The 19,543-nt window shown below is 73.2% G+C and carries 18 protein-coding genes; 12 read left to right on the forward strand and 6 right to left on the reverse strand.

The window, feature by feature from the left end; translation table 11 throughout:
• The first annotated feature begins 42 nt into the window (after window positions 1-42).
• From ACIA8R_RS26090 to ACIA8R_RS26120, 7 genes are all read left to right on the forward strand, one after another.
• On the forward strand, window positions 43-1,596 hold the full coding sequence (locus ACIA8R_RS26090; protein WP_397041147.1) for an AMP-binding protein: 1,554 nt from the start codon (window positions 43-45) through the stop codon (window positions 1,594-1,596).
• Complete coding sequence (locus ACIA8R_RS26095) at window positions 1,593-2,381, forward strand: enoyl-CoA hydratase/isomerase family protein (protein ID WP_364100830.1); 789 nt, start codon at window positions 1,593-1,595, stop codon at window positions 2,379-2,381. The genes ACIA8R_RS26090 and ACIA8R_RS26095 overlap by 4 nt, the downstream gene beginning before the upstream one ends.
• Window positions 2,382-2,522: 141 nt before the next feature.
• A complete protein-coding gene (locus ACIA8R_RS26100) occupies window positions 2,523-3,878 on the forward strand; it encodes an amino acid permease (RefSeq protein WP_397040873.1) in 1,356 nt (451 codons plus the stop codon).
• Between the two features lie 145 nt (window positions 3,879-4,023).
• Complete coding sequence (locus tag ACIA8R_RS26105) at window positions 4,024-4,242, forward strand: hypothetical protein (RefSeq protein ID WP_357700457.1); 219 nt, start codon at window positions 4,024-4,026, stop codon at window positions 4,240-4,242.
• Window positions 4,242-4,583, forward strand: coding sequence for a metalloregulator ArsR/SmtB family transcription factor (locus tag ACIA8R_RS26110; RefSeq protein WP_357700459.1), 342 nt, complete (start codon window positions 4,242-4,244; stop codon window positions 4,581-4,583). The genes ACIA8R_RS26105 and ACIA8R_RS26110 overlap by 1 nt, the downstream gene beginning before the upstream one ends.
• Complete coding sequence (locus ACIA8R_RS26115; RefSeq protein WP_397040876.1) at window positions 4,580-6,274, forward strand: SulP family inorganic anion transporter; 1,695 nt, start codon at window positions 4,580-4,582, stop codon at window positions 6,272-6,274. Before ACIA8R_RS26110 ends, ACIA8R_RS26115 begins: the two co-directional genes overlap by 4 nt.
• Before the next feature lie 84 nt (window positions 6,275-6,358).
• Window positions 6,359-9,058, forward strand: a complete 2,700-nt coding sequence (locus tag ACIA8R_RS26120) for a hypothetical protein (RefSeq protein ID WP_397040878.1) — start codon at window positions 6,359-6,361, stop codon at window positions 9,056-9,058.
• 10 nt (window positions 9,059-9,068) lie between these two features.
• On the opposite strand, the gene ACIA8R_RS26125 is transcribed toward ACIA8R_RS26120, so the two are convergent.
• Window positions 9,069-9,731 (reverse strand): hypothetical protein, encoded by a 663-nt coding sequence (locus ACIA8R_RS26125; RefSeq protein WP_364100842.1) that lies wholly within the window; start codon window positions 9,729-9,731, stop codon window positions 9,069-9,071.
• Window positions 9,732-9,967: 236 nt separating this feature from the next.
• Between ACIA8R_RS26125 and ACIA8R_RS26130 the strand changes: the two genes are divergently transcribed.
• Complete coding sequence (locus tag ACIA8R_RS26130) at window positions 9,968-10,243, forward strand: hypothetical protein (protein WP_357700467.1); 276 nt, start codon at window positions 9,968-9,970, stop codon at window positions 10,241-10,243.
• 137 nt (window positions 10,244-10,380) lie between these two features.
• Here the strand turns inward: ACIA8R_RS26130 and ACIA8R_RS26135 are convergent, their stop codons facing one another.
• Window positions 10,381-10,968 (reverse strand): LysR family transcriptional regulator substrate-binding protein, encoded by a 588-nt coding sequence (locus tag ACIA8R_RS26135; RefSeq protein ID WP_397041149.1) that lies wholly within the window; start codon window positions 10,966-10,968, stop codon window positions 10,381-10,383.
• Between ACIA8R_RS26135 and ACIA8R_RS26140 the strand changes: the two genes are divergently transcribed.
• Together ACIA8R_RS26140 and ACIA8R_RS26145 are read left to right on the forward strand one after the other, a co-directional pair.
• Window positions 10,934-11,290, forward strand: a complete 357-nt coding sequence (locus ACIA8R_RS26140) for a hypothetical protein (RefSeq protein WP_397040880.1) — start codon at window positions 10,934-10,936, stop codon at window positions 11,288-11,290. The two genes, ACIA8R_RS26135 and ACIA8R_RS26140, sit on opposite strands and share 35 nt — an antisense overlap.
• Complete coding sequence (locus ACIA8R_RS26145; protein WP_397040882.1) at window positions 11,284-12,009, forward strand: alpha/beta hydrolase; 726 nt, start codon at window positions 11,284-11,286, stop codon at window positions 12,007-12,009. Before ACIA8R_RS26140 ends, ACIA8R_RS26145 begins: the two co-directional genes overlap by 7 nt.
• Here ACIA8R_RS26145 and ACIA8R_RS26150 read toward each other — a convergent pair.
• Window positions 11,930-12,877 (reverse strand): helix-turn-helix transcriptional regulator, encoded by a 948-nt coding sequence (locus ACIA8R_RS26150; RefSeq protein ID WP_397040884.1) that lies wholly within the window; start codon window positions 12,875-12,877, stop codon window positions 11,930-11,932. The genes ACIA8R_RS26145 and ACIA8R_RS26150 overlap by 80 nt on opposite strands.
• 81 nt (window positions 12,878-12,958) lie before the next feature.
• Here ACIA8R_RS26150 and ACIA8R_RS26155 point away from each other — a divergent pair, with 81 nt between their 5' ends.
• Window positions 12,959-13,666 (forward strand): alpha/beta fold hydrolase, encoded by a 708-nt coding sequence (locus ACIA8R_RS26155; RefSeq protein ID WP_397040886.1) that lies wholly within the window; start codon window positions 12,959-12,961, stop codon window positions 13,664-13,666.
• A gap of 31 nt (window positions 13,667-13,697) precedes the next feature.
• On the opposite strand, the gene ACIA8R_RS26160 is transcribed toward ACIA8R_RS26155, so the two are convergent.
• Both ACIA8R_RS26160 and ACIA8R_RS26165 read right to left on the reverse strand, forming a co-directional pair.
• Window positions 13,698-14,384, reverse strand: a complete 687-nt coding sequence (locus tag ACIA8R_RS26160; protein ID WP_364100860.1) for a response regulator transcription factor — start codon at window positions 14,382-14,384, stop codon at window positions 13,698-13,700.
• 17 nt (window positions 14,385-14,401) lie between these two features.
• Window positions 14,402-15,532, reverse strand: coding sequence for a histidine kinase (locus tag ACIA8R_RS26165; RefSeq protein ID WP_397040888.1), 1,131 nt, complete (start codon window positions 15,530-15,532; stop codon window positions 14,402-14,404).
• A gap of 135 nt (window positions 15,533-15,667) precedes the next feature.
• Here ACIA8R_RS26165 and ACIA8R_RS26170 point away from each other — a divergent pair, with 135 nt between their 5' ends.
• Window positions 15,668-17,182 (forward strand): alpha/beta hydrolase, encoded by a 1,515-nt coding sequence (locus tag ACIA8R_RS26170; protein ID WP_397040890.1) that lies wholly within the window; start codon window positions 15,668-15,670, stop codon window positions 17,180-17,182.
• Between the two features lie 81 nt (window positions 17,183-17,263).
• Here the strand turns inward: ACIA8R_RS26170 and ACIA8R_RS26175 are convergent, their stop codons facing one another.
• Window positions 17,264-19,534, reverse strand: coding sequence for an alpha-L-fucosidase (locus tag ACIA8R_RS26175; protein ID WP_397040892.1), 2,271 nt, complete (start codon window positions 19,532-19,534; stop codon window positions 17,264-17,266).
• Window positions 19,535-19,543 lie beyond the last annotated feature (9 nt).

Below are 19,543 nucleotides of genomic sequence, written 5' to 3' on the forward strand. Positions count from 1 at the left end.
GGGGGAGCTGCCGGGAACGTCGCCGGGGGGCTCGGTGGGGGAGTGGCCGGGCATGTCGCGGGGGGCCTGGGTGGGTTGCTCCGGGAGCGGGCCGTCGCCCACGGTGACCGCGTGCTGTTCCGCTTCGCCGGGGTCGAGACCACCGTCGCGCAGGTGGAGGACCGCACCGACCGGCTGGCGGCCGTGCTGGCCGCGCACGGCGTCCGCCGGGGCGACCGGGTCGCGGTGATGCTGGACAACGGCGTCGGGTTCCCGGTCGCCTGGCTGGCGATCGCCAGGCTCGGCGCGGTGATCGTCCCGCTGAACCCGGGCTACCGCAGCGCCGACCTGGCTCACATCGTCAAGGACTCCGGCCCGGTGCTGGCCCTGGCCGGCTCGGCCGCCGCGGCGCAGGCTCTGCTCGCGCTGGACTTCGGCGAGGTCGGGCTGCTCGATCCCGCCGACGCCGGGCCCGCACCCGACCCCGTACACGCCGGCGCCTTCGACGCGGGCGCCGAGGCGGCCGTCGCGGCCGGCTTACGCGACCTGCCCGACGTCGGCTGGGACGACCTCCTCAACCTCCAGTACACCTCGGGCACGACCGGCTTTCCCAAAGGCTGCATGCTCACCCACCGCTACTGGCTCCACCTGGCCGAGCTCGCGGCCGACGTCGCCGCCGTCACGCCGGACGACGTGGACCTCACCGCGCAGCCCTTCCACTACATGGACCCGCAGTGGAACACGGTGCTGTGCCTGCTGACCGGCATCCCGCTGGTGATCCTGCCGCGCTTCTCCGCCTCGGGCTTCTGGCCGTCGGTCCGCGAGCACGGCGCCACCTTCTTCTACGTCCTCGGCACGATGCCGCTGCTGCTGCTCAAGCAGCCGCCCGACGCCGGACTGGACCGCTCCCACCGCGTCCGGCTCGTCCTGTGCTCGGGGATCACACCCGCCCTGCACGCCACGATCGAGGAGCGTTGGGGCGCGCCCTGGCGGGAGGCGTACGGCAGCACCGAGGCTGGGGTGGTGCTGGCCGTCCGGCCCGAGGACACCGCGTGCGTCGGCACCGGCGCGATGGGGTCGCCCGTTCCCGGCAAGGAGGCCAAGGTCGTCCGGGAGGACGGAACCGACGCCGCGGACGGCGAGGTCGGCGAGATCGTGGCCCGCGGCGCGCCGATGCTGACCGGCTACTGGAACCGGGACGAGCCGCTGCTGCGCGACGGCTGGTACCCCATGGGCGACCTCGGTTACCGGGACGCGCGCGGCCACTACCACCTGGTCGGGCGGCTCAAGGACATGATCAGGCGTGGCAGCGAGAACATCGCCGCCGCCGAGGTGGAGGCGGTCCTGACCGGCCACCCGGCCGTGCGCGCCGCCGCCGTGGTCCCGGTGCCGGACGAGCTGTTCGGCGAGGAGGTCAAGGCGTTCGTCCAGGTCGCCGAGCCCGTCGAGCCGCGCGAGCTGGTGGCCTACGTCCGCGCGCGGCTGGCCGCCTTCAAGACGCCGAGGTACGTGGAGTTCGTCGAGGCGTTCCCGATGACGCCGTCCGAACGCGTCGCCAAACACCTGCTGCCCGCCGGACGCGGCGGCGCCTACGACTCCCGGGAGGAAGACCGATGAGCACCGATCTGCGGGTGCGCCGCGCCGGCTCGGCCCTGGTGGTCGCCTTCGACCGGCCCGAGGTGCTCAACGCCTTCCGGCAGCGCACCTACGGCGAGCTGGTCGCCGTCCTGGACGAAGCCGCCCGCGACGACGCGGTGGGCGCGGTCGTGCTCACCGGCACCGGCCGCGCCTTCTCGGCCGGCACCGACCTGAAGGAGGCCGGCGCGCAACTGGCCGCCGGGTCCGACGCCGACCTGGTCGAACGGATCGCCGCGCTCCAGGACCTCACCCGCCGCTTCACCGCCCACCCCAAGGTGATCATCTCCGCGGTCAACGGGATCGCGGTCGGCGTCGGCGTGGAGCTGGCCATCGCCAGCGACCTGCGACTGGCCGGCCACGCCGCCTCGTTCGCCTTCAAGGAGGTGCACCGTGGCCTGTTCCCGAGCAACGGCGTCCTGTACGCCCTGCCCCGCCTGATCGGCCACGGCCGCGCGGTGGACCTGCTGCTGTCGGGCGAGACCGTCGACGCCGCCGAGGCGTACCGGGCCGGGCTGGTCAGCCGCCTGGTCCCCGACGCCGACCTGCTCGACACGGCGTTGGAGCTGGCCGAACGCGTCGCCGCCGCCGCGCCCACCCCGGTACGCCTGATCAAGAAGGCCATGCGGCGGGTCTGGGAGCTGGACCTGGAACAGGTGCTCGACCTGGAGACCGAAGGGCTGCTGGCCTGCCTGCGCGGCCAGGACGTGCTCGAAGGCGTCCGGTCCTTCGTCGAGCGGCGTCCCGCCGTCTACCGCGGAAACTGACCGTCCTCGCGATCAATGAGACCCCGGCCCGCCCATGGGCCGGGGTCCGACCTCCCCTTTCCGAGAACAGCAGGGAGCCGAACGCCAATGACCGGGCACGACAGCGGAGGATCGCTCCACCGCGGACTCAGACGACGGCACATGACCATGATCGGGCTCGGCGGCGTCATCAGCGCCGGCCTGTTCGTCAGCAGCGGCAAGGTGATCGCCGACACCGGCCCGGCGGCGCTGGTCGCCTACGCCCTGGGCGGCCTGATCGTCATCCTGGTGATGCGGATGCTCGGCGAGATGGCCGCCGCCCGGCCCTCGGCGGGCTCGTTCGCCGACTACGCCCGTACCGCCCTCGGCCCGCGCGCCGGGTTCCTGGTGGGCTGGTGCTACTGGCTGTTCGCCATCGTCGCGGTGGCGTTCGAGGGGGTGGCGGGGGCCAAGCTGCTGCACTCCCTGTCCGGCGGCATCCCGGTGCTGCCGACGGCCGTCGCGCTGCTGGCCGCGCTCACCGCGGCCAACCTGGTCTCGGTGCGGCTGTTCGGCGAGACCGAGTTCTGGCTGGCCTCGGTCAAGGTCGTGGTGATCGTGGCGTTCCTCGCCGCCGGGGCGCTGTACGTCCTGGGCCTGTGGCCGTCCGCCGGGGCCGGGGCCGGGCTCGCCACGCTGACCGGGCACGGCGGGTTCGCCCCCAAGGGCTGGGGCGCGGTCCTCACCGCCCTCGTCACCGTGCTGTTCTCCTACTTCGGCGCGGAGATCGTCACCATCGCGGCCGCAGAGTCGGCCGAACCGGCCAAGGAGGTCGCGCGGGCCACCCTGCGGGTGGTCTGGCGGGTGCTGATCTTCTACGTCGGCTCGGTGCTGGTCATCCTGGCGGTCGTGCCGTGGGACCGGGTCCCGGCCAACGGCGCCGACAGCCCGTTCGCGACCGCCATCGCCGCGCTCGGCGTCCCCGGCGCGGCGACGCTGATGACCTGGGTCGTCCTGGTCGCGGTCGTGTCGGTGATGAACGCCGCGCTGTACGCCGCCTCGCGCGTCCTGCGTGCCATGGCCGCCCGCGGCGACGCCCCCGCCGCGGCGGGCCGGGTGCGCGCGTCCGGCGTCCCCGCGCCCGCGCTGCTCGGCGGCGCCGTGCTCGCGCTGGCCCTGATGGCCGGTGCGAGCGCGGCCGGTGACGACGCCTTCGACCTGCTGATCAACACCGCCGGGTTGCTGGTGTTGTTGCTCTACGTCTTCGTCGCGCTCAGCCAGCTCCGGCTGCGCCGCCGTATGGAGGCCGAGTCGCCCGAGCTGCTCAGGCTGCGGATGTGGGGCTTCCCCTGGCTGAGCCGGGTCGTGGTGGCGCTGCTGGTCCTGGCGTTCGCCGCGGTCGCCTCCTCCGCGGAGGCGCTGCCGGTCGTCGGCGCGGTCGCCGTGGCCGTCGGCGGCACCCTGCTCGCCTACGAGATCAGGTCACGCCGCAAGGAGCCCGCCGACGCCGTCGCGGTGGCGCGACGTCCAGGCGTCTGACACCCCTGATCACCGCCGGTTCCCTCTGTACGAGCCCCGAGCGGGCCAGTATAGAAGTTGCGAAGATTCGCAATTTGTTGAAAACTAATGTCCGAAAGGCTGGTGCGGAGTCGCGCCGGACGTCGGCAGAAGGCGGGGACCAGGGGTGAGCGAGGCGTTCGCTGCGGCGATCCGGCGCCGGGTGGATGAGGCGGCCGGCGCGCTGCACGCGGCTGAACAGGACGGCGACGCCGACGCGGCGCTGGCGGCCGCCGGAGGGCTGGACGAGGTGCTGCGGATGGCCCGCGCACACGGGGTGGACACGGACCGGAGCCCCGATCCCGCCCCGGCCCGCCAGGCCGCGGAGGGAGAGGAGTCGCGCTGATGTCCGTCCCTCTGTACGAGGCCAAGGCCGAGCTGTTCCGCCTGCTGGGGCATCCGGTGCGCATCCGCGTCCTGGAGCTGCTCCAGGACGGGCCGATGCCGGTGCGCGACCTGCTGGCCGAGATCGAGGTGGAGCCCGCCGGCCTGTCGCAACATCTGGCGGTGCTGCGCCGCTCGGAGCTGGTCACCGCGCGCCGCGACGGATCGACCGTCGTCTACGCGCTGTCCGGTGGGGACGTCGCGGAGCTGCTGCGCGCCGCCCGTCACCTGCTCCAGGCCAAGCTCTCGGGCCGGCACGCGCTGCTGAACGAGCTGCTCGAGTCGGAGGCCGGCGAACGGTGACCCCAGTGCTCCGGGCGGGCTGGGCCCGTCTGCGCCCCGTTCTGCCCGCCCGGGCCGATCTGGCCGCCTTCGGCCGTCATCCGCGCCGTGACCTGCTGGCCGGGCTGACCGTGGCGATCGTGGCGCTGCCGCTGGCGCTCGGCTTCGGCATCTCCAGCGGGCTGGGCGCGCAGGCGGGGCTGGCCACCGCGGTGGTGGCCGGCGCGCTGGCCGCCGTCTTCGGCGGCTCCGCGCTGCAGGTGTCCGGGCCGACCGGGGCGATGACGGTGGTGCTGGTGCCGATCATGCACGCGTACGGCGCCTCCGGCGTGCTGACGGTGGGGGTGCTGGCCGGGCTGCTGCTGCTCGGCCTGGCTCTGGCGCGGGCGGGCCGGTTCATGATGCTGGTGCCCGCGCCGGTGGTGGAGGGGTTCACCCTGGGCATCGCCTGTGTGATCGGCATGCAGCAGGTGCCCGCCGCGCTCGGCGTTCCCACACCCGAGGGCGACAAGGTGCTGGCCGTGGCCTGGCAGGCGATACGCGACTTCGCCGCCCGTCCGAACTGGGCCGCCCTCGCCATGACCGCGGCGGTGGCGGCGCTGATCCTGGTCGGCGGGCGTCTCCGGCCCTCGGTGCCGTTCTCGCTGCTGGCCGTCGTCGCCGCCACCCTCGTCGCGGAGCTGGTGAACCTGCCGGTGGCGCGCATCGACGCCCTGCCCGCGGGGCTGCCCGCGCCGTCCCTGGAGTTCCTGGACGTGGCCGCGCTGAGCTCCCTCGTCGCCCCCGCGTTCGCCGTGGCCGCGCTGGCCGCGCTGGAGTCGTTGTTGTCGGCCGCGGTCGCCGACGGCATGAGCGTCAACCATCGGCACGACCCCGACCGCGAACTGTTCGGCCAGGGCGTGGCCAACCTGATCGCCCCGCTGTTCGGCGGGGTCCCGGCCACCGGCGCGATCGCCCGTACGGCGGTCAACGTGCGCGCGGGCGCCTCCTCCCGGCTGGCCGCGCTCGCTCACGCCGCGATCCTGGGCGTAATCGTGTTCACCGCCGCCGGCCTGGTGGCCCGCATCCCGCTGGCGGCCCTGGCGGGCGTGCTGCTGGCCACCGCGGCGCGGATGGTCGAGGTCGGCTCGGTGCGCGCGATGTTGCGGTCCACCCGCGCCGACGCCGTCGTCCTGGCCTCGACCGCGATCGCCACGCTCGTCCTGGACCTGGTCACCGCCGTCATCCTCGGCCTGATCGTGGCCGGGGCGCTCGCGCTGCGCGCCATCGCCCGCGACGTCCGCCTGGACACCGTGCCCCTGCGGGCCGACCTGCCGGACGACCACGACGCCGAAGAGCACGAGCTGCTGGCCGAGCACATCGTCGCCTACCGGCTGGACGGGCCGCTGTTCTTCGCCGCGGCGCACCGCTTCCTGCTGGAGCTGTCGGAGGTCGCCGACGTCTCGGTGATCATCCTGCGCATGTCCCGCATCACCACGATCGACGCCAGCGGCGCCCTGGTGCTCGGCGACGCCATCACCCGCCTGGAACGACGCGGCATCATCGTGTACGTCTCCGGCATCCGGGACGGCCATCACCGGCCACTGCGCGCCCTGGGCACGATCGCCCGGCTGGACGAGGCGGGGCAGGTGTTCGCCTCCACGCCGGAGGCCATCGCGGCGGCCCGCCGCCATCTCCACCGGACCGGCGTCCTGCACTCCGCCACCGGCTGAACCCCGCCGGCATCTGCGGACCAGGTGGCATGAACCTGACTTTTCCGTCACTCGGGTTGGCGTGATGATGACGGGGTGCGCCGTATGGGCAAGCAGGGGAAGTTACCGTTCATCGGCCTTGCCGCACTCCTGGTGGCGCTCGTCGCCTGGGGCGTCCTGGCGGGCTGGTGGTCGTTCGTGGGTGACAAGAACAATGTGCCCTGGGCGGAACCCGTGGGCTGGCTGGCCGGCATCGGAGGCTCTGTCGCCGGCGTCGTCAGCCTGTTCGTCACCCTGGCCGGGGACAAGAAGGAACGCGCGCGGCGTACGTCCGTGGAGCCGGAACAACGGCGGGAGCCCGAACGGCCCCCCACGACCGGGGTCCGGTCTCCGCGAACCATTCACCGAAGCGCCATCATCGATCGCAAGGACGAGCAGGCCCTTCTCCTGACCCGGCTGACTCAGGGGCCGTGGGGCGTCGTCGTCGTGACGGGAGAACGGGGAGTCGGTAAGACGATGCTCGTGGACCGGGTGGTGGACGAGTTGGCGGGCGCATCGGCCGGTCCGCTGCCGACGATCTTCCGCCACGAGGCCGTTCCCGGCCTGGGCCTCGACGCCAGGACGCTGATCGCCGACCTCGAAGCGCTGCAGGGCGACGGGGTGGTGCGATGGTCCGAGGTCGGCGACGCGCCGCCCGCCGATCACGTGCGAGCGTGCCTGGAGAGGATCGGCAACACTCCGGCGGTGATCGTCGTCGAGCGCGCGGAGAACCTGCTCGACCCGGCCACCCGGCAGCTCGCCGATCCCGAGCTGAGCTCGGTGTTCGAGGTGCTCGCCGCGGACGAGGGCCACCGCGTCGCCGTGGTGCTCGTGACGCGGGTACCGCCGAAGACCGCAGGACCAGGCAGATGGGCGGCTCACGCGCCGATCAAGGTGGGCGGGCTGGAGCGGACGTTCTTCCTCAAATTCATCGGCGCCCGGACCAACCAGAAACACACGATGCTCCGGGCGGCGGACAAGTACTACGACTTGTTCGGGGGCAACCTCCGCCTGGCGGAGCTGGCCTGCGTCGTCGCCCAGTCGCCGCAGGACGACACCACCCAGCTGTTCAAGAAGCTGGACGAGAAGACCCGGAGAATGCCCGAATTCCTCATCGAGAGGCTCATGCGGGGCCTGGACCCGGGAGAGCGCGCGATCCTCGAAGCGCTCGACGCCTTCGGGACCGCCGTGGACGCGGAGGCGGTGCGCGAACTGCTCGGCCAGGCGGAGGGCGGGACCCGGCTCCGGCTCGGCGACGTGCGGGACATCCTGGCGGGGCTGGTGGACAAACGCGTGGCGGACAGGACGCGCGACGGGGAGTACTGCCTGGCCCTGTCGGAGGAGGAGCGGGCCTGGGCCGGGTTGCCCGGCGAGGACGGACCCGTCGGGGCGAGGCAGAAGAAGCTGCTGACCGACGCCGGTGGCGTGCTCGCCGGCCGCCGCGTGTCGTCCCCGCGGACGGTCGAGCACCTGCGCCTGCACCTCGCCGGGATGCGCGCCTACATCCGGGCGGGCAGCCCGCAGTCCGCCTACAACCGGATCGAGGTCGTCGATCGCGAGCTGCGCAAGCGGCACTGCGCGTTCCTGCTGCGCGAGCCACGGGAGAGGCTGCGGGGCAGGCTCGTCGATGGGAACGCCGAGCGGGAGCTGGAGAACGACACCGCGCTCGGGGACATCTACGCCTCCGGCGGCGATTTCGACAAGGCGAGCGAGGCGTACGGCAGAGCGCTCCAGCAGGCTGACGACCGGCACGACGTGCCCAGCCGCATGCGGGTCCGGGCCAACTTCGCGACAGCGTACTGGTGGAACCGGGACGCGAAGAACGCCGGCGAACACTACAAGGGCGTGCTTCACGAACACGACAAGCTGGCCCGGAGCGGCCGGCAGGAACACCTCGCCCTGCTGCCGGTCCGGATGAGCGCGCTGGAAGGGCTGGCGGACTGCCATCGTCAATGGGGCGACTACGACAGGGCCATCCAGTACGCCGAAGAAGCACGCGCCGTGCCCGGAACGACCGGATATCCCGACACCGACGACGCCCTCGCCCTGTCGGGAAGCGTCTCCATCGACCTGAAGCTGGCCCGCTGGCACGCCGAGCTCGGCGATCTGGCGGCCGCGGAAGGCGCCCTCATGGCCGTCGAGCAGAGGCTGACCGGACACGACGAGGACTGGTTGCACAGCCGCTACCAGGACGGGATCGCCCAGGCACGGCTCGGCCACGACGACGATGAGGCGATGCGGGCGGCGCAGAAGGCGGTGGAGCTCGCGCGGCGGTACAACGATCCGATCATCCTGTTGCGGGCGCGCACGACCCTCTGCCAGATCCACCTGACCCGGCACGACCTCGCCGACGCCTTCCAGCAGATCGAGAGCGCCGCCCAATACCGCTATGTCGGCCGTCCGCTGCTCACCCCGGCCCTGCGGGCGCTGGTCTCGCTCGCCCGGTCCGGCCAGGCCGGCGACGCGGTCAGGCTGTTCCGCGAGCTTCTGGACGAGACGAACCGGCGCATCGAACGAGACGAGGACGACGTCACCGCTTGGAACTTCAAGGGCTTCGCTCTCTGCGGCCTCCATCTGAACAGCGAGGACACCCTGGCCGGGGCCATGCACGCGTTCCTCGTGGCGCGCGACAGGACGTCACGCGCCACCCCGGGGCTGGTGGGCCGCCTGCTGTTCCTGCTGAAGCAGCTCGACGGGTACGGCCGGACCCCCGGACGGTTGCAACCGGTCTGCGATGTCCTGACCTTCGAGGAGCCGTCCGCCTGAGCCGGGCCGCTCAGCGCCGCACCCGGCCGGGCCCGGTGCCGAGGTCTTCCGAGAGGCCCGTCCCCGCGCCGAACCAACCCTGTTCCTGTGCCCGGACGATCGCCTGGACGCGGGTGGCGACGCCCATCTCCTGGTAGAGGGCCTGGAGGAGCCGGAACATGGCGCGTTCGGAGTAGCCGGCCCGTCCGGCGAGCTGCGCCACGGTCGAGCCTTCCGCGAGCTGCCGCAGCCAGGACAACTGCCGGGGACTCGGCGGCTTCGTGTCCCCGCCCGTCCGGTGTGCGCCGGTGGCTAGGGCCGTGGCCACGACCGCGGGCAGCACCGCCTGCCCCTCGGCGGTCGCCTCCACCGTACGCCTGAGCACGCCCGCCGCCACGTCGCGCGTCAGCACCGACCGGGCGCCGGCCCGTACCGCCCGCGTCCCCAGTACGGCGGGCTCCTCCCCGATCAGCGCGATCACGGCGTGCGTCGCGGCCACGTCACGCAGCCGGCCGAGGACGTCCCAGTCCCGCTCGTGCTCCAGGGTCAGCAGCACCACGCCGCGCTGGACCTGCCGTACCCAGGCCAGCACCTCCGCCGGAGCCTCGACGCGATGACCCGCCGCGGACAGGACTGCGGCGACCCCCTCGCGGTACATGGGCAGGGGGTCGACGACCGCGACATGGAGGGCCACCGGTGGCAGGAATTCCCTTCTCGACGGCTGTCGCGGTCGCTCATGGCCGGTGGACGCGCGACGGCCCGGCGCGAACGCGCTTCAGCCTGGATATCAGCCCTGTCAATGGCCCGGGACCGGCGACGCGGTCCGGCGGCTTCGCGCGGCCCGGTGTCAGGTTCCTGCCGGTGATTGTTCGTGGACCCGCCCCCGAGGCGCTTCCTACCGTCGAGGGCACCCCACGCTAGGAGGTCTTCATGGACGACACCGGCGCGCCGACATTCCACTTCATCGTGACCGATCAGCCGACCGCCCATCGCGCGCTCAGGGTGCGCTACTCCAAGGGCCGGCTTCCGGATCTGCCGAGGGGCGCCGTGCCGACGATCCGGGAGATCGCGAACGAGGACGCGAGGCGGACCCCGGAGGAGGTCGCGGCCGCGTTCGGGAAACGGGAGCCCGAGATGGTCAGGGACATCGGGCGCAAGGTGCTGGTGCACCTGGTCGAGCTGGTGACCGGCAGGCAGGCGAACTGACGCGGCGCTCCCGCCCGCGCCACCGGCGGGTGCCGGGGCGCGGGCGGGGCGGTCGGCTGCCTCGCGAACCACGGAAGCGGGCCCGCCGGGGTGTCCGACAGCAGGCTGGACGGACCCGGACGAACTCGTCTGGCCCACTAGGGCGGCGTGAGCGAGGCGGTCAGGTGGTGGCGGAAGCGGCGGGCCGCCTCGGACACGTACGCGCCCTCCCGCCAGTACAGCCGAAGCACCCGTTCGGCGCCGGGAGCGGCCAGCCGTACGGGCGCGAACGGCGTGCGCGACGCCATCGGCGAGCGGAGATACCACGCGGGCCCGAACCCCACGCCCAGACCGGCGCCGACCATCTCGATGCCCGTGGACGCCTCGTCGATCTCGCAGGCGACCACCAGCTCCAGCCCGGCCTCGGCGAACAGCCGCTCGGCCAGCGTGCGCTGCCAGATCCCCGGCCGGGTGGTGACGACGGGTTCGCCCGCGAGGTCGGCCATGGTCACCTCGCTCCGTCCGGCGAGCCGGTGCCCGAGCGGCACGCCCAGCATGACCTCCTCGCGGACCAGCACCTCATGGCCCAGCCCCGGCCCCTCCAGCTCCTCGGAGGCCAGGCAGAAGTCGACCTGTCCCTCGCTCAGCCGGTCGGCCATGACCTGCGGGGTCGCCTGGAAGAGGCGTACGGCGACGCCGGGATGCTCGGCGATGAAGCTCTTGACCGCCTCGGTGACGGTGAGCAGCGTCTCCGAGGGGGGCCGGCCGAGCTACTCCTTCGGCCTGGCCGCCAACGAACTGCCGTTCGCGGCCTTCTTCTGGCTGCTGCTGCTCCCGACGGCGCTGGCGTTCGCCGAGGGTGACATCCACACGGCGGGCGGCTGGGCCGTCGTCGCCCTGGCCGTCGTGACCACGATCGGGCTCACGGTCATCGCCCGCCGCGCGCTGGGGGAGCGGGCCAGGATCGAGCGCGCCATGACGGAAGGGCTGGGCGCGGGCTGGCGCGCCGCCGCAACCGGCTCGACGTCTACCACCACCGCTCGCGCCCGTCCGGCGCGCCCGTGCTGATCCACCTGCACGGAGGCGGCTACTCCGGGGGCCACAAGAACAGCCAGTCGCTGCCGTTGCTCTACCGGTTCGCCTCCCAGGGGTGGGTGTGCGTCAGCGCCAACTACCGGCTACGGCCCCAGGCCCAGCACCCGGACCACCTGATCGACCTCAAGAAGATCATCGCCTGGGTACGCGAGCACGCCCACGAGTACGGCGCCGACCCGTCCACGCTGTTCGTCGCGGGCAGTTCGCCGGGCGGGCACATGGCGGCGCTGGCCGCGCTCACCCCCAACGACCCCGCCTTCCAGCCGGGCTTCGAGCACGCCGACACCTCCGTGACCGGCGCCGTCTATCTGAACGGCTGGTACGGCCCCTACTTCGGACAGGGGCCCGAGTCCTCGCCGCCGGCCCACATCACCGCCGACGCACCGCCGTTCCTGGTGGCCCACGGCGACCTGGACCCGCTGGTGCCCGTGGCGGACGCCCGGCACTTCGCCGACCGCCTGCGCCGGACGTCGGCGTCCCCCGTCGTGTACGCCGAGCTGCGCGGCGGCAACCACGCCTTCGACCTGTACCACTCGGTCCGCTTCGAGGCGGTCGTCGACGCGGTCGAGGGCTTCACCGCCTGGGTGAGATCGAGGGAGCGGGTGGCCGGCCTCATTCGGGAGTCTGCTCCAGCAGGCCCCGGGCCAGCCGGCGAACGGCGTCGCCCAGCTCGCGCGGCGACCGGATCGTGAACGGGAAGCCGAGCCCGGCGAGCATGGCGGCCATGCCGTCCAGCGACTCGGCGCGCATCCGCAGGAGGGTCCCGTCCGGGGCGCCGGTGAGCGTGGCCACCGACGGCGGGATGCGACGGGCCGCCTCGGCCAGGGGGACGTGCAGAAGGACCTCGACCGCGTGCGCGTACGGCACCCGCGCCAGCGACGCGGTGACCTGCCGCACCGGGTCGGACTCCTCGGGGATCTCATAGGACGCCGTCCCGGGGACGACGGACGAGATCCGGTCGAGGCGGAAGGTGCGGATCTCGCCGGACAGGTGGTCGAGGCCGGTGACGTACCAGCGGCCGGAGTGGAGGACCAGGCCGTGGCCGTCCAGTTCGCGTTCGGTTCGTGAGCCCTTCCAGGAGCGATAGGCCAGCGTGACCCGGCGGCGGTCGCGGATCGCGGCGGCCAGGGTCAGCACGGCCCGGCTCGCGGGCGTCGGCGTCGCGCGCTCGGCGAGGGTGAAGTCCAGGGTCTCCTCCAGCGCGCCGGCCTGCTCCCGCAGCGTGGCCGGCAGCACCCGCCGGATCTTGGCCAGGGCGGCTTCGGTGGCCTCGGCGGCCAGGCCCAGGCGGCGTCCGGCGAGCAGGCCGAGGACCACGGCGGTGGCCTCGTCGTCGGTGAGCATCAGCGGCGGCAGCTTGTAGCCGGGCATCAGCCGGTAGCCGCCGTAGCGGCCGCGCTCGGCGGCGACCGGGATGCCCAGGTCGGCGAGCCGGGCGGCGTAGCGCCGGACGGTCCGCTCGTCCACGCCGAGCCGCTGCGCCAGGTCCCTGCCGCCCAGGACGTGGTGCGCCTGGAGGAGTTCGAGCATCGCCAGCATCCGGGTCGCCGGATATGACACAGGTCACCCACTTTATCCGGGCGGATTCTGTCCGCTTTCGGTTCTAGCGTAGCGACATCGGCTCACTGGAAGGACGAAGAGATGGCGAACTACGTACTGGTGCCCGGACTCTGGCTCGGCGCCTGGGCCTGGGACCAGGTGGCGGAGAGGCTGCGCGCCGCCGGGCACCGGGTGCGGGCGGTCACGCTGACGGGGGTGGCCGAGCGGGCCGCGGAGCTGTCGCCGGAGGTCGGCGTGGAGACGCATGTCGCCGACATCCTCGCCGCGATGGACGGATGGGAGGAGGTCGTCCTGGTCGGGCACAGCGGCGCGAACGTCCCGGTGACCGCGGTCGCCGACCGGCACCCCGAGCGGATCGCCCGGATCGTGTACGTCGACACCGCGTCGCTGCCGTCCGGCGTGGCGGTGATCGACTTCAACGACGAGGTCACCCAGAAGGCCTGGCGCGCCCAGGTCGGCGACGGTTACGCGCTCGACGTGCCCGCCTACGAGCAGGGGGCGGGCAGGTTCGGCGGACTGACCGAGGAGGACTGGGAGCGCGTCCGCGAGAGGGCGACGCCGCACCCGTGGGGCGCGGTCACCCAGCCGATCGAACGGCCTCAGGACATCCCGGCGACGCCGAAGACCATGGTCGCCTCGACGATGCCGGTGGCGCTGATCCACGAGCTGATCGCCTCGGGGAACCCGGCGTTCGCCCCGCTCGGCACGCCCGAATGGACCTTCGTCGAGCTGCCGACCGGCCACTGGCCGATGTTCTCGCGCCCGGACGACCTCGCCGCGCTGCTCTGACGACCCGGCCGGTCCGCCGGGTGCGGCCTGGTCAGCGCCGCGTCCCCCGGACGGGGTCCGGCTCGGCCGGAGGGGAGGTGCCGTCCAGGTAGGCGAGCACGGCCCGGACGCGGCGGTGGCCGGAGTCGTCCGGGGCCAGGCCGAGCTTGGCGAAGACGTTGCCGATGTGCTTGTGGACGGCGTTGTCGGAGATGCGCATCCGCTCGGCGATGGTGGCGTTGTCGTGCCCCTGCGCCATGAGCGCCAGGGACTCCCGCTCGCGGGCGGTGAGGGCGGCGAGGGGGTCGTCGGGGCGGCGGGCGAAGAGCTGGGCGATCACCTCGGGGTCCATGGCGGTGCCGCCGGCCGCGACGCGGCGCAGGGCGTCGACGAACTCGGCCACCCGGCCGATCCGGTCCTTGAGCAGGTAGCCGATGCCGCCGCGGCCGTCGGAGAGCAGCTCGCCGGCGTACTCGCGCTCGACGTACTGCGAGAGCACCAGGATCGGCAGCGCGCCGTGCTCGCGGCGGGCCCGCAGCGCGGCGTGGATCCCCTCGTCGCGGAACGACGGCGGCAGCCGCACGTCCACGATGGCGATGTCGGGGCGGTGTTCGGCGACGGCGTCGAGGAACGCCTCCCCGTCGCCGACGACCGCCACGACCTCGCAGCCCTTCGCCGCCAGCAGCAGCTTCAGCCCGCTGGACAGCAGAACGTTGTCCTCGGCGATCACGACCCGCACGGAACCTCCTGAAACGATCACAATGCGCACGGCATCCGGACGGCGAGCGTGGTGGGGCCGCCCGCGGGGCTGTCGAGGCGGACCACGCCGTCGAGGGCGGCGACCCGCCGGCGGATCCCGGGGATCCCGGTGCCGCGCGCCTCGTCGGCGCCGCCCTTCCCGTCGTCGGTGACCTCGATGGACAGCACGTCGCCGGACCGCTCGACCCGCAGGGCCGCCCGGGTGGCGGCGGCGTGCTTGGCCACGTTCGTCAGCGCCTCGGCGATCACGTAGTAGGCCACCGTCTCCACGGACGCCGGGAGCACGCCCAGCTCGGCGAGCTCGATGTGGACCGGCACGCCCGACCGGGCGGCCAGCGCCGTCAGCGCGCCGTCGAGCCCGCGGTCGGCCAGGATCGGCGGGTAGATCGTCTGGAGCACCGTGCGCAGTTCGGCCATCGCCTCCTCGGCCGTCTCGTGCGCCTGCCGGAGCAGCGCCGCGACCGTCTCCGGGTCGTCGGCGAGCGACTCCCGGGCCAGGCCCAGATGCATGGCGATGGTCACCAGGCGCGCCTGCGTCCCGTCGTGGAGATCGCGTTCGATGCGCTGGAGCTCCGCGCCGTGGGCGTCGACCACGCCGACGCGGCTCCTGGTCAGCACGTCGACCCGCTCGGTGAGCCGTTCGCGGGCCGACGGCGTGAGCAGCGCCAGGCACAGCCGGGCGTGCAGCCGCGCCAGCACCGGCAGCCCCCACCAGGCCGCCGCGCCGAGGACGGCGATCTGCGTGGCGCCCCCGACCAGCGCGGTCACCCAGTCGCCCACCTGGACGTCGTAGAAGGAGAACAACGTGGGCCGCACGCCGACGGGGAACGCCCACCACAGGGACATCGCCACCGCGGCGACCACGATGTTGCCCAGGCACAGCAGGGCGGCCAGCCCGAGCGGGAACCCGGCGGCGACGTGCGCGAGGGCCCAGGGGAGATCCCGCCGCCCGCCCGGCCGCCCGTCGGCCGGGACGCCGAGCAGCCCGCCGGCCCGCCGGCGGTGCCAGGCCGCCCAGCCCCGCCCGGCCGCCGGCGCGAGCAGCACCGGCAGGGCGAGCGCCGTGGCCACGGCGGTGGCCAGCGTGCCCAGCAGGTAGATCGAGCCGGAGAACGCACGGTCACGCATGCGCACCTCCTCACGACTCCGTACGGATCCCAGTATTTGTCACCATGTCCCGCCGGACACTACAGCGGGCTGTACCAAGGCGCGTGCGGCCGGCTGTATCGTGCCGGGCCTGCGGCCGCAATAGCGTCCCCGGCCATGAAACCGACACGTGCGAGACGCCTGGTCCCGGCCGCCGCCCTGACCGCCTTGATCGCCCTGTCCGCCTTCGCGCCCCCGGCCGGCGCCGACGCCGTCGCGCCCCCGTCGCTCGACTGGAAGCCGTGCGCCCAGGGCTCCGACGACGCCGTGGGCAAGGAGCTCGACCGGGCGGGCGCACGCTGCGCGACGCTCACCGTCCCGCTCGACCACTCCAGGCCGGGCGGCCGCACGATCGAACTCGCGCTGTCCCGCATCCCCGCCGCCGACCGCGCCCACCGCATCGGCACTCTGGTGCTCAACAGCGGCGGCCCCGGCGAGAGCACGCTGGACATGCCCCTGCGGACCCGCGCGGCCATGAAGGACGTCGCCGCCCGGTACGACATCGTCGGGCTGGACCCGCGTTTCGTCGGGCGCAGCACGCCGCTCGACTGCGGCTGGCCCATCGGCCTGTGGGTCCGCTCGGCCGGCGCGACCCGCGCCCGGTTCGATCACCAGGTGGCGGTGCAGCGCGACCTGGCCGAGCGCTGCGCCGAGCGTCACGCCGACGTGCTCCCGTACGCCAACACCCGCGACACGGCCCGCGACCTCGACCTCGTGCGCCGCGCCCTCGGGGAGCGCCGGATCTCCTTCCTCGGCTACTCCTACGGCAGTTACCTGGGCGCGGTCTACACCCAGCTGTTCCCCGGCCGCACCGACCGCGTGGTCCTGGACAGCGCGGGCGACCCGGACAAGTGGGGCCCCAGGGCGATGCGGGGCAGCGAGGACGAGGCGGACCGCGCGCTGCGCGGCTGGGCGTCCTGGGCCGCCGCCCGTCACGGCGCCTACGGCCTCGGCGCCACCACCGCCGGTGTGCTCGCCACCGTGGACACGATCGTCGCCGCCGCCGAGGACGGCCCGCTGCGCGTCGGCCGGTACGAGGTGGACGACCAGGCGGTCCCGTACATCCTGTCCGTCGGCTCCGCCAACGACCGCCCGGAGGCCCGCGCCGAGTTCGCCGCCACCGTCCGGACCCTGAACGAGGCCGCGCACGGCCGCCCGGCCGAACCGGGCGCCGAACTCGCCGGCTTCCTCGCGTTCGTCCTGACCGGCGTCGGCTCCCCGCTCGCCGGTCCGGCCGCCGCCATCACCTGCGGCGACCGGGCCGCGCCGCGCGACCCCGACGTCTACTGGGACGACGTCCAGCGCAGCCGTGTGCGCCACCCGCTCTTCGGCCCGGTCAAGAACAACATCTGGCCCTGCGCGTTCTGGCCGACGCGGCCGCGAGAGCGCCTCACGCGCGTCGCCAACGCCACCCCCGCGCTGATCGTGTCCGCCACCGGCGACACCGCCACCACCTACCAGGGCAGCAAGGCCATGCACCGGGCGCTGACCGGCTCCCGCCTGCTCACCCTGCGCGGCGTCACCGCCCACGGCATCTACGGCGAGTACGGCGACGCCTGCGTGGACGCCAAGGTCAACGCCTACCTGGCCACCGGCGCCCTCCCCGCCACCGACCAGACCTGCCGCCCCTGACCCGCCCGCCGCCGTCACACGCGTCGGCGCCGACCGCCGCGCACCCGCACGGCGATCGGCGCCCTGTGGTCCGCCGTCTCGCTAGCGGCCTCTCACCCGTACCTCTGCCAGGGCCAGGGGGTTGGTGGCCGAGGAGAGCTGGATGCGCACGTGCCGCCCGGTCGTGCCGGCGGGCAGCCTGATCGTGCTGGGCCGCCCGGCCTGCTCCTGCACGTGCACGGCGGTCACGCCCGGTGTCGTGCGGGCCGCTTCCAGACCGTCCGCGGTGATCGGCCGCTCGGAGGACATCACCCAGTAGTCCCGCAGCCGGTCGGCGCAGCAGTCGGTGCGGTTCCAGATCTCGACGCTGTCCAGGTCGGCCGAGGCTCCCAGATCGACCTGCCACCAGGCTTCCTTGGCCGGTTCCGCGGTGTGGGTGACCGAACCGCTCCAGAAGCTCCCGTCGGTGTTGCCGTCCACGGCCCGCGAGGCCGGGGCGTCGTAGCCGGTGCTCTGCTGGGTGGCCGGCTTGCCCTCGGCCAGGTTGGGCAGGACCACCGAGACGGGCATCGAGTACGGCGCGCGGAGGCGTCCGGACTTGAGCGTCGCCTGGATCGCCAGCGCCGCGGGCTGGGCACCGGCCGGCACGGTCACGGTGACGGGCACCTCGGCGCTCGCCCCGGCCGCCAGGTGGCCGATCCGGCTGGTCGCCGGGGTCACCGTCCAGCCCTCGGGCGCGGTGAGGGCCAGCGAGGCCGCGCGCAGGGTCGTGGCGCCGGGGTTGGTGACGGTCACCTTGCCGGTGACGGTCTCACCGGCCTGCACCTGCTCGGGCAGGTCGGTGCCGAAGCGCGGCAGGGCCGACACGCCGGGCGTCTCGATCTTGAAGGAGTAGGCGTACTGCCCGGTCTCGGCGGGGGTGGTGACGACCACCCGGCCCTGCTCGTCGCGCTGCCACGGCAGCGGGCCGCCGTCGGAGCCGAGCAGCGTGATCCGCGTTCCGGGGCCCGCCGGGACGTCCGCGCCCAGGGTGAGCTGCTCACCCGGCCACTTCAGCGCGGTCGCGTAGAGCACGCCGTCCTTGACGGTGTACCGGAGGTCGTCCGGGCCGCCCTTCTCCTCGGCCCGGTTCCAGTACGTGGTGCCGTACATGGCCTCGCCGTTGACCTTCAGCCAGGAGCCCATGTCCAGCAGCCGTTCGCGCTGCACCTCGGGGATGGTGCCGTCGGCCTTCGGGCCCACGTCCAGCAGCAGGTTGCCGTTCTTGCTGACGATGTCCACGAAGGAGTCCACGAGCTGGTCGGAGGTCAGGTAGTCCTCGATGGGCTCGTTCTGGTTGTAGCCGTAGGAGTGGGCGATGCCGCGGCTGGACTCCCACTTGACGGGGTCGATGTCCGGCTTGACGGAGTACTCGGGCGTCTGGAAGTCCAGCTCGTGGCTCTCCAGCGCGCCGCTCTCGATCTTGCACCGGTTGGCGACCGCCACCTCCTTGCCCTTCTTGGCCGCCTGGTTGTAGTAGTCGGCGATCACCCCCGCGGTCTGCCACTGGGCGGCCGAACGGTCCCACTGGCCGTCGCACCACAGGATGTCGGGGTCGTAGCCGTCGATCAGCTCGCGCATCTGCGGGAGCATGTAGTCCTTGACGTAGTCGCCGCTCTGCGGAGCCCCGGTATACGGCACGGGCTGACCGGTGTACGGGTTGGTCGCCGGCTGACCGGTGAACAGCGGGTTGTACCACTCCATGAGCGAGTAGTAGAAGCCCGCGCGCAGCTTCCCGTCGGCGCGGGCCGCGGTGAACAGCTCCTTGGCCAGGTCCCGCTTCGGGCCCATCGCCATCGTGTCGCGCTCGCTCACCTTGCTGTCCCACAGGGCGACGCCCTCGTGGTGCTTGGAGGTGAGGACGAAGTACTTGGCCCCGGCGTCGTTGAAGAGCTTGACCCAGTCGGCGGCGTCGAACTTCTCCGCCTTCCACTGCTCGGCGAAGCGGTCGTAGGAGAAGTCCTGGCCGTAGGTGTCCCGGTGGTAGCTGTTGGTCGCGTTGCCGGGGGAGTTCATGTAGTACCAGTACCACTCGGCGTAACTGCCGCGCGGGCCCCAGGCCGGGACGGAGTACGCCCCCCAGTGGAGGAAGATGCCGAACTTGTCGTTGTTGAACCATTTGGGGGTCGGATGACTGTTCAACGATTCGACGGTCGGCTCATAAGGGCCGTCTGTCGCTGCCTGGGCGGGAGCAGGCAGACATCCGATGATGCTGAGCATGGAGACGGCGAGAAGTCGACGTAAGCGGGCCATGGCCACTCCAAAGCGGGGGAGAGATTGGAGGAAACGTAGCCCGATCTCCGTGACATCGGCAAGAGCTGTGCGCAGATTCATCCGATGTCT

The sequence above is a fragment of the Nonomuraea sp. NPDC051191 genome (assembly GCF_044455665.1).
Taxonomy (GTDB): Bacteria; Actinomycetota; Actinomycetes; order Streptosporangiales; family Streptosporangiaceae; genus Nonomuraea.